6 protein-coding genes and 1 pseudogene are annotated in these 10,379 nt (G+C 37.9%); 5 read left to right on the forward strand and 2 right to left on the reverse strand.

The annotated features are described in order from the left end of the window. Nucleotides 1-205: 205 nt before the first annotated feature. On the reverse strand, nucleotides 206-2,155 hold the full coding sequence (locus FC57_RS09835) for a sucrose-specific PTS transporter subunit IIBC (protein WP_007126897.1): 1,950 nt from the start codon (nucleotides 2,153-2,155) through the stop codon (nucleotides 206-208). A gap of 221 nt (nucleotides 2,156-2,376) precedes the next feature. Between FC57_RS09835 and FC57_RS09840 the strand changes: the two genes are divergently transcribed. Next, the gene (locus FC57_RS09840) at nucleotides 2,377-3,834 is read left to right on the forward strand and encodes a sucrose-6-phosphate hydrolase (protein WP_007126896.1); all 1,458 of its coding nucleotides are present in this window, start codon (nucleotides 2,377-2,379) and stop codon (nucleotides 3,832-3,834) included. A 14-nt stretch (nucleotides 3,835-3,848) separates the two neighbouring features. Continuing rightward, nucleotides 3,849-4,835: a LacI family DNA-binding transcriptional regulator gene (locus FC57_RS09845; protein ID WP_007126895.1), complete on the forward strand. Its 987-nt coding sequence runs from the start codon at nucleotides 3,849-3,851 to the stop codon at nucleotides 4,833-4,835. A gap of 54 nt (nucleotides 4,836-4,889) precedes the next feature. On the opposite strand, the gene FC57_RS09850 is transcribed toward FC57_RS09845, so the two are convergent. Then, nucleotides 4,890-5,525 (reverse strand): redox-sensing transcriptional repressor Rex, encoded by a 636-nt coding sequence (locus FC57_RS09850; protein WP_007126894.1) that lies wholly within the window; start codon nucleotides 5,523-5,525, stop codon nucleotides 4,890-4,892. Between the two features lie 182 nt (nucleotides 5,526-5,707). Here FC57_RS09850 and abc-f point away from each other — a divergent pair, with 182 nt between their 5' ends. The 3 genes and pseudogenes from abc-f to FC57_RS09865 all read left to right on the forward strand — a co-directional run. After that, nucleotides 5,708-7,624: a ribosomal protection-like ABC-F family protein gene (gene abc-f / locus FC57_RS09855; protein WP_007126893.1), complete on the forward strand. Its 1,917-nt coding sequence runs from the start codon at nucleotides 5,708-5,710 to the stop codon at nucleotides 7,622-7,624. A 192-nt stretch (nucleotides 7,625-7,816) separates the two neighbouring features. Further along, nucleotides 7,817-9,529, forward strand: coding sequence for an oxalyl-CoA decarboxylase (gene oxc / locus FC57_RS09860; RefSeq protein ID WP_007126892.1), 1,713 nt, complete (start codon nucleotides 7,817-7,819; stop codon nucleotides 9,527-9,529). Beyond that, nucleotides 9,529-10,359: pseudogene (locus tag FC57_RS09865) on the forward strand (formyl-CoA transferase); the annotation flags it as partial. The gene oxc and the pseudogene FC57_RS09865, both read left to right, overlap by 1 nt. Nucleotides 10,360-10,379: the final 20 nt, after the last annotated feature.

The following is a 10,379-nucleotide window of genomic DNA, read 5'->3' on the forward strand; positions in this document are numbered from 1 at the left end:
TAACTAGCACCACGCGTATTATAATATATTTTCTTATTTCTTAATAATATATTTTCTTAGTTTCTATTATCAATTCCATCTAATCTACTTTAAGTAATAGCAGAAAATCTATATTCAAAAGACGCCCAAAAATATTTTTTGAGCGTCTTTCTTTATGATCTAATTGTTTTGATTTTCTATTTCTAGAGGAGTGATAAGAAAATAATTAATTGTGAGCGGTCAAAGCAATAAGCTTATCACCATGCTTGTCACCTGCATCAGTAATGCGTTGAACATTTGCATAGTTAGGAGTGTTAGTAATCACAACCATTACAGTTGTATCATAGCCTGCCTTCTTAATGGCATCTAAGTCAACTGAACCAAGCTTGTCGCCCTTGTTAACTCTTTGACCTTGTTTTACAAAGCTTTCAAAGTGTTCACCTTTAAGGTTTACAGTGTCAAGACCGATGTGAATCAAGACTTCAGCACCGTTGTCTGACTTAATACCATATGCGTGTTTAGTTTCATAAGCAATGGTTACAGTACCAGTTACTGGAGCATAGATTGTACCATCACTTGGGACAACAGCGGCACCATCACCCATTAACTTAGCTGAAAAGACTTGATCGTTAACCTTAGTTAAGCTTTCTGGAGTACCGTCAACTGGTGAAGCAACAACTTCATCCTTTAATGATAATTGTTCTTTAGAAACTTTTTCTGCTTTTTGAGTGTTTTCGGCTTCAGTAGTTGCGTCATTTACTGGAACATCTTGTTCAGCAACTTCTTCCTTTAAGTGGCCCTTACCGTAAACATAAGTAAGAACGAAGGCAACTACGAAACTGATTGCTACAGAGACAATCCACATTGGAATAGTCTTTGGATAAATTGAAAGGAATCCTAAGAAACCTGCTGAACCAAGTGCGGCTGCAGTTACGTGCATTAAACCTGCGAAGGCAGCTGCGACACCTGAACCAATTAAGGCACAGAAGAATGGGAACTTGTACTTCAAGTTAACACCAAACAATGCTGGTTCAGTAATACCAAGAAGTGCTGAAACACCTGATGATGAAGCCAAGCCCTTCATCTTTTCATTCTTAGTTAAGAAGTAAACTGCAAAAGTTGCGGCACCTTGTGCAACGTTGGCCATACATGCAGTAACAAAGATAAAGTCACCAGAACTTGCTGGATTCTTAGCAAAGGCTGCCAAAAGTTGAGTTTCAACAGCTGGGAAACTTTGGTGAAGACCAGTAGTAACAATTGCTGAATAAGTAAGACCAAAGACACCCATACCAAAGGCACCAGTAGTGTTGTAAAGCCATACAATAGCATTAGTAATTGCGTCTGAAACGCCCTTGAAGACTGGTCCAATAATTACGAAAGTTAAGAAACCAGTAATCATAATTGAAAGAAGTGGCGTAAAGGTAAAGTCAACTGCAGATGGTAAGTGCTTGTGGAAAAACTTTTCCAAAATTGACAATACCCAAACAGCTACTAAGACTGGAATAACTTGATATTGGTAGTTAGTTTGTGCAACTTGTAAACCAAAAATGTTCCAGAAGTGATTTGCACCAAGAAGTCCTGGGGTAGTCATAATCATACCGATTGTGGCACCTAAGAACTGGTTAGCACCGAATCGTTTGGCAGCCGACATACCAACTAAGATTGGCATAAAGATAAATGGAGCGGCTGACATAACTTGAATCATTGCTGATAAGCCAGCAATGTTTGGAGCCATTTGAACAACTGACTTAGAACCAAACAAACCTGGTGAAGTCAAGAAGTTGTTCAAAGCCATCAACAAACCACCAGCAACTAAGGCTGGAATGATTGGAACGAAAATGTCAGACAAAAGTTTAATGAAGTCCATTACTGGGTTCTTCTTTTGACCTTCAGCTGCCACTTTCTTCAAGTCATCAGTTGACAGTTCCTTTAAACCAGTGATCTTAATGAATTCATCGTAGACATCATTAACATCCCCTGGCCCAATAATTACTTGATATTGACCATTGGTCTTAAAAGTACCTTTAACATCGGGATCATTATCCAATGCTTTTTGGTCAACTTTTGAATCATCCTTTAATACTAAACGCAAACGAGTAGCACAGTGCGCACCAGCGATAATATTGTCGCGGCCCACATCTTTAATTACTCGTTCCGCCACCTTTCTATGGTCCATATTTGTTTCCTCCTATGTAAACGCTTTATTCTCATTTCACTAATTATGATAACGCATCCAAAAAATATGTCAATCGTTTGACATAAATTTCTTAATTTATTTTGCACGCTTATGTATCAATAAGTTATTCTAATGGTATAGACGGTATGATAAACGTTTGACACATTTTTCGTTATCTACTAAAATAAAGTTAAAAGATACCGCTTACATGGAGGCATATTATGGAATGGACTAGAGAAAAACGTTACTTACCTTATAGTAAATGGGATGCAGATACTTTGCTTTATTTGCAAGCTCAAGCTGCTAACTCCCCTTATCAAATGCATTATCACTTACATCCAATTTCAGGCTTAATCAACGATCCAAATGGATTCTCTTATTTTAATGGTGAATATCATCTCTTTTACCAATCATATCCATTTGGTGCAGTTCATGGATTAAAATCTTGGGTACATTTCAAATCAACTAACTTAGTTAATTGGATTAACCTAGGACTAGCTGTTGAGCCTGATACAATGGCTGACTCTCACGGAGCATACTCTGGCTCTGCTAAAGAAATCGATGGCAAACTATTCCTTATGTACACTGGTAACCATCGTGATGAAAATTGGATTCGTACTCCTTACCAAATTGGAGCTTGGATGGATAAAGATGGCAAGGTAAAAGATAAGACTATCTTATTCAAGAATCCTGAACATATTACTGAACACTTCCGCGACCCTCAAATTCTAAAACAAGGTGATACTTATTACGCAATTTTGGGAGCGCAAGACAAGGCTGAAAAGCATGGTCATATCGATGTTTGGAAATCTAAAAATTTAAAGAACTGGGAAGAACTCGGTTTCTTAGATATGGGTACAGACCCCATGGGCTACATGATTGAATGTCCTAATATTGTTAGAGTTGACGGTCATGTAGTAGTTATCTTCTGTCCACAAGGCTTGGATAAAAAGATTGCAAAATATGAAGACATCTACCCTGATATGTACATCATTGCTGACGACATTGATTTTGAAAATCATAAACTAATCAATCCAGGTAAATTACACAACTTGGATAAAGGATTCGATGTATATGCAACTCAAGCCTTTAATGCACCAGACGGCAAGGCTTATGAAATTAGTTGGGTTGGTTTGCCAGATACTACTTACCCAACTGATGATGAAAATTGGGCTAACTGCTTAAGTCAAGTTAAGGAATTAGCAATTAAAGATGGCAAGTTGATTCAAAGACCTGTAAGTGCAATGAATGATCTTCATACTGATGAAAAAGAAGTCAAAGATCAAGTAATTGCTGAAAAAGCTGGTCAACAATATGAATTAAAGCTTACAATTAAAGCTAACCAAAAAGGTAATTTGCATTTAGCAGCAAATACTGATCTTACCGGTGGTTTGCAAATCAACTTTGATACAGAAAACGGCAAATTGGTTCTTGACCGTTCTAAGACTGATCGCCAAGTCTCCGTGGACTATGGTGAAACAAGAGAAACTGATTTAGCCAAAAACAGCGACTTAAAGCTCGATATTTTCGTTGACCATTCATTAATTGAAGTTTTCGTTAACGATGGTGAAGCAGTTTTAACTGGACGCTACTTTGAAGATCAAGCTAATACTAAATTAGCATTTGACCAACCAGTTGATTACAGTGGCAAACTCTGGCAAATGAAAACAATTCTTTAAATAAGGTGATACAGATGGCAGCGAAATTAAGTGATGTTGCCAAAGAAGCTGGTTGTTCTGTAACAACAGTTTCACGAGTAATTAATAATCATGGCTATTTAAGTCAAAAAACTAAAGATAAAGTCTTTGCGGCAATGCGCAAATTGAATTATCAACCTAATTCCCTTGCCCGCTCGCTTCAGGGAAAGAAAATGAAGTTAGTGGGACTCATCTTCCCTGGCATTACCAATCCCTTTTTTGCGGAATTAATCCAAGACATTGAAGGAAAATTATTTCAAAAGGGCTATAAAGTTATTCTGTGTAATGCTGGTCAAGATAAAGATAAAGAGCATGAATATCTACGGATGCTTCAAGCAAATCAAGTAGACGGCATCATTGCCGGTGCACATAACTTAGGAATTGAAGAATACAAGCAATTAGGTTTACCCATTGTTTCATTTGACCGAAAACTATCTGAAAATGTTCCAATTGTCAGTTGTGATAACTATCAAGGAATTAAATTGGCAATGCACGATTTAATTCAGGCCAATTGTCAGAAAATTTACTTTTTAGGCAATGAACATAAAAAAGGCAATCCAACCGATGAACGATTAGACGCCTATCTTGATGAGGTAAAAAAGCATGATCTACAGCCTCATATTCGCTCTGTCGCCTTTTCTGATTCTACCAATATCAAAAATATGCGAATTCACAACATGCTAGTAAATGATGGACCTGATGGCGTTGTTTGCACCGACGATTTAACTGCAATTTTAGTTCTCCAAGAGGCTAAGAAATTAGGAATCAAAGTCCCTCAAGAACTGAAAGTAATTGGTTTTGATGGTACTAAATTGATTCAAACTTACCATTCTGAATTAACTACAATTGCTCAACCAATCAATGACATTGCAACTTTATTGGTTAATTTACTACTAGAAAGAATCGCTCATCCTGATCAAGAATTAAAAGAAAAGAATTACATTTTACCGGTTAAACTTATTAAAAGTGCTACAACGGCATAAAAAATGACTGAGAATTAACTTTCTCAGTCATTTTTACGTCTAAATCTATGATCACTAATCTTCTTTGTCACTGTCCAAGAAATAGATTAAAGTTTGCAATTCGGTCGCTAAATCCACATTTTGTACACGAACACTGGCTGGAGCAGATAATCTGATTGGAGTAAAGTTCATAATTCCTTTTACTCCAGCATCAACCATCTCATCGGTTGTTCTCTGCGCTGCAGTTGAAGGGACAGTTAAGATAGCAATTGAAATCTGTTGATCACTTAACTGTTGTTTCAAGTCATCCATATCATAAACAGGCACACCACTTAAGATACGACCCGTAATCTTCTTATTAATATCAAAAGCACAAGAAATACGAATGTTGTTGCTACGCTTAAAGTTGTAATTTAACAATGCTCGACCCAAGTTACCAACACCAATTAAGGCTACATTGGTTAAAGTATCTTGATTAAGAATCTTCTTAAAGAAAGTAAGCAGGTTCTTAACATCATAACCATAACCACGTTTACCTAAAGCACCGAAGTAAGAAAAATCTCTTCTAATTGAGGCACTGTCAACTTGAACTGCTTCTGACAATTCAGTTGATGAAACCTTTTCTTTTCCTTCTTCATTTAAAATAATCAAATAACGGTAATATAACGGTAATCTCTTTGCAGTTGCCTTTGGAATTTTAATTTTTTCCATCTGAAGCCTCCGAACCTATTTCATGTTTGTGAATGTACAATCAAGCACTACTATCATACCTATTATTATACCAATTGTGCAAGTATATTTTTCACAAAGATAGACTTTTTCACATATTCTTTTAAAACACGTTTTCCAATGAGCATGCACCATATGATAGAATGGTAATTAGGTGAAAAATTATGATTATTGCACAAGGACACGATTTAGAACAACAATTTGGTGCCAACACTTTATTTAAAAACGTTACATTTTCAATCGATTCAAATGCAAGAATCGGCTTAGTTGGCCCTAACGGAGTTGGTAAAACCACTCTGTTAAAAATTATGACTGGCGAGCAAGAACCAACCCACGGAGAATTTACCGTTAACAAAGGTGTCGACGTAGGTTACATTGCTCAGGAAAATGCTTTAGATGAAAATAAAACCATCTGGGACGAAATGGAATCAGTTTTTACCCCATTAATAATGGAAGGAAAAAAACTAGTCCATATGCAGGAACAGATTGCTGACCATCCTGAAGATCAAGAATTGCTCAAACAATATGATCAAAAGCAATTCAATTTTGAACAAAAAGGTGGCTATACTTATCAATCTGATATTAAGAGTATTTTAAACGGCTTTAAATTCCCTGAGGATACTTGGCAAAAGAAGATTGGCAGTCTATCTGGCGGCGAAAAGACTAGATTAGCTTTTGTTAAATTGCTTTTACGTAAACCTGCTCTCCTTTTGCTTGACGAACCAACTAACTACCTTGACCTTGATACTCTTGATTGGTTGGAAGGCTTCTTGAAAAATTACAGTGGCGCTATTTTAGTAGTTTCCCACGACCAGTACTTTTTAGATCATTTAGCTACCCAAATTTTCGAATTGCAATTTGGTAAGCTAACTCCTTTTAAAGGAAATTATTCCGCTTACGTAATGCAGCGAAAACAACGTGATAAAGATCAGGAAGCTGCTTATGAAAAACAACAAGCTGAAATTAAAAAAGACGAAGAATTTATTCAAAAGAATTTAGTTCGGGCTACTACTACCAAACGAGCACAAAGTCGTCGTAAGAAGTTAGAGAAAATTGATCGAATTAAACCACCTAAGCACAAAAGCAAAGTCAGGATTCACTTTAGAAGTGAACGCCCATCTGGTAAAGAAGTCTTGATTTTTAAAGATCTTACTATTGGCTATCCTGAAAAGACAATGGTTAGCGATATTTCTTTCCAAGTAAATAAAGAAGATCGCGTAGCTATTATTGGCCCTAATGGGATTGGTAAATCTACTCTGCTTAAAACTATCATGAAGCAGCTTAAGCCAAAAGGTGGTTCAATCAAATATGGTGCTTCACTCGATATTGGTTACTATGATCAAGAACTACAAGGGTTAGATCCTAGCAAGACAGTCCTCGATATTGTTTGGGACCGCCACAAGACGATGCCAGAACGCGATGTTCGTTCTATTCTTGCTAGTTTTCTCTTTACAGCTAAAGATATCGATAAAATTGTTGGTCAATTATCTGGTGGACAAAAAGCTCGTCTTACCTTAACAGTTCTTTCACTCGAACATGACAACTTCTTATTAATGGATGAACCAACCAACCACTTAGATATTGAAGCAAAAGAAGTCTTGGAAAAAGCACTAAAAGATTTCGATGGAACCCTGCTATTCGTATCTCACGACCGTTACTTTATTAATCAACTTGCTAACAAAATTGTTTCCGTACGAGATGGTCATGCCAAGATTTATGATGGTAATTATTCTTACTATCTTGATGAAAAGGCAAAGCAAGCTGCAGTAACTCAAACTGAAAATGAAAATACTGAGCCTGTCAAAGAAGTAAGTAAACAAAAACTTTCCTATCAGGAACAAAAGCAACGTGATTCTCAAAAGAGAAAACTCCAACGCGCTATCGATCAAGCAGAAAAGAAAATCGAAGAATTAGAGGAAAAGGAAAAAGAAATTCAAAATGAAATGGCTAATCCAGAGATTGCCTCTAATTTTGATAAGTTAGGCCCCCTTCAAGAAAAACTAGACGACGTCCAAAAACAATTAGACGTTGCTAATAATGAGTGGGAAAAGGCAATTGAAGAATTAGATAATTTCGAATAAAGTCTAAAAATAGAATAATAAAATGTATAAAGGATGACTTATATAGAAGTCATCCTTTACTTTATTTACAGTTTTCATAAATAACGTATTTTATTGTTTGATTTATCTTGTATATCAAATTTAAGAGGTGTATCTTGATCATGAAATGCATAAAACGTAAGCATTTTGGGAATTTTGAAAGAAGGTTTTTTGATGGCTGATAATACATCACTTACTGGCGCATCCCTTTTGGTTGATGCTTTGCAAGCAAATGGATTGAACAACATGTATGGTGTTGTTGGTATTCCAGTTACTGACTTTGCCCGTTTAGCAGAATTAAAGGGTATGAAATTTTACGGATTTAGACGTGAAGACTCAGCTGTAAATGCAGCTGCTGCCGCAGGTTTCCTTACCGGTAAACCTGGCGTAGCTTTAACTGTATCTGCTCCTGGTTTTTTGAATGGTTTAACAGCCCTAGCTCAAGCTACTAAGAACTGTTTCCCATTAATCATGATTTCCGGATCTTCAGATCGTCATGTTATCGATCTTGATCGTGGAGACTATGAAGGTATCGATCAATACAACGTTGCTAAGCCTTTCTGTAAGGCCGCATATCGTGTTGACCGTGCTCAAGACATGGGCTTAGCTGTTGCTCGTGCTGTTAGAACTGCAGTTAGTGGTCGTCCAGGCGGTGTCTACTTAGACCTTCCTGCTGCTACTGTTACTGATACTGTTGCTCAAAAATCAGATGCCAACATTTACAAAGTTGTTGACGCTGCTCCTAAGCAATTGCCATCAGACGATGCCATTGACCGCGCAGTTGAATTATTGAAGAATGCTAAGCACCCTGTTATCTTGCTTGGTAAAGGTGCAGCTTATGGTCGTGGTGAAGATGAAATTAGAGAATTAGTTGATAAGACTAAGATCCCATTCTTACCAATGTCAATGGCTAAGGGTGTCGTTCCTGACGATTCTCCATCCTCAGCTGCTTCAGCTCGCTCACTTTCATTAGGTCAAGCTGACGTTGTTCTCTTGATCGGTGCTCGTCTTAACTGGATGCTTTCAAATGGTGAAGCTCCATTATTCCGTGAAGATGCTAAGTTCATTCAAGTGGAAATTGACGCAACTGAATTTGACTCAAACAGAAAGATTGATGCTCCATTACAAGGTGACATCAAGTCCGTATTGCAAAAGTTAGTTCCAGCTATTGAAGAAGCCGGCATTAAGGCTCCACAAGACTGGCTTGACTTAATCGCTCAAGATTCTAAGAAGAACAATGATAAGTTCTCTGCTAGAATTTCTGCTTCAGAAGCAAAGCCAACTTTAGGTTACTACAGTGCTATTGAACCTATTAATGATTTAATGCAAAAGCACCCAGATACCTACATCGTAAGTGAAGGTGCCAACACTTTGGATATTGGCCGTAACTTAATCGGTATGCAAAAGCCTCGTCACCGTCTTGATACTGGTACTTGGGGCGTTATGGGTGTTGGTCTCGGTTACGCTATCGCTACAGCTGTTGAAACTGGCAAGCCAGTTATTGCCCTTGAAGGTGACTCTGCCTTTGGTTTCGATGGTATGGAAATGGAAACTATTTGCCGTTATCACTTACCTGTAACTGTTGTCATCGTTAACAACGGTGGTATCTACAACGGTGATGTTAACGTTGTCCCAGATCAATTAGGTCCTACTGTTTTGAGCCACGATGCTCACTACGGTGATATTTCTAAAGCATTTGGTGGCGACAGCTACCGCGTAAACAACTACGCTGAAATGAAAGATGCCCTTGAAAAAGCCTACAAGTCAGGCAACCCAACTATTATTGATGCACAAATTCCAGCATCAATGGGTAAGGAATCTGGTCACATTGGCAACTTAAATCCAAAGTTGGACTTATCTGCTCTTGAAGCAAAGGAAAATAAATAATGACTGAAGAAAATAAATACGCACCTTTAAAAGGTATTAAAGTTGTTGACTGGACTCAAGTACAGTCTGGTCCATCATGTACTCAACTTTTAGCATGGCTCGGTGCTGAAGTTATCAAGATTGAACGTACTAACACCGGTGACCCTACTAGAAACGAATTACTTGATATCCAAGATTCATGGAGTCTTTACTACTTACAATTAAATGCTAACAAGAAGTCTTTGACTTTAAACATCAAGACCGACGAAGGCAAGAAGATTATGTACGACTTACTTAAGAAAGCCGATGTCTTCGTAGAAAACATTGCCCCAGGTTCTGCTGAACGTAACGGCTTTGGCTGGGAAACTGTTCACAAGTTGAATCCAAAGCTGATTTATGCTTCATTAAAGGGATTCAACGAAGGCTCACGTTTTGAAAACGTTAAGGCTTTTGAACCAGTTGCTCAATCTGCTGGTGGTGCTGCTTCTGCTACTGGTTGGAACAAGGGTGAAGACAATGTTCCTACTCAATCAGCTGCTGCTTTAGGTGACTCTAACTCAGGGATGCACTTAACTATTGGTATCTTAGCTGCCCTTCTCCAACGTGAACACACTGGTGAAGGTACCTTTGTTTACCAATCTATGCAAGATGCCGTACTTAACCTCTGCCGGATTAAATTGCGTGACCAAATCATGTTGGACAACCTTGGTGCCTTACCACACTACGCTGTTTACCCTAACTACAAGTGGGGCAAAGCTGTTCCTCGTGCTGAGAACACCGAAGGTGGTCAAGTTATCGGCTGGACTTACAAAGCCAAAGGCTGGGAAACTGATCCTAATGCTTACGTATACGCGTGGTGCTAGTTAAATCG

The organism is Lactobacillus ultunensis DSM 16047 (assembly GCF_001436305.1).
Lineage (GTDB): Bacteria > Bacillota > Bacilli > Lactobacillales > Lactobacillaceae > Lactobacillus > Lactobacillus ultunensis.

What these genes read in the sequence shown, in the direction of transcription:
- FC57_RS09835 (WP_007126897.1), bottom strand. Translation starts at nt 2,155, where the DNA reads ATGGACCATAGAAAGGTGGCGGAACGAGTAATTAAAGATGTGGGCCGC.
- FC57_RS09840 (WP_007126896.1), top strand. Translation starts at nt 2,377, where the DNA reads ATGGAATGGACTAGAGAAAAACGTTACTTACCTTATAGTAAATGGGAT.
- FC57_RS09845 (WP_007126895.1), top strand. Translation starts at nt 3,849, where the DNA reads ATGGCAGCGAAATTAAGTGATGTTGCCAAAGAAGCTGGTTGTTCTGTA.
- FC57_RS09850 (WP_007126894.1), bottom strand. Translation starts at nt 5,525, where the DNA reads ATGGAAAAAATTAAAATTCCAAAGGCAACTGCAAAGAGATTACCGTTA.
- abc-f (WP_007126893.1), top strand. Translation starts at nt 5,708, where the DNA reads ATGATTATTGCACAAGGACACGATTTAGAACAACAATTTGGTGCCAAC.
- oxc (WP_007126892.1), top strand. Translation starts at nt 7,817, where the DNA reads ATGGCTGATAATACATCACTTACTGGCGCATCCCTTTTGGTTGATGCT.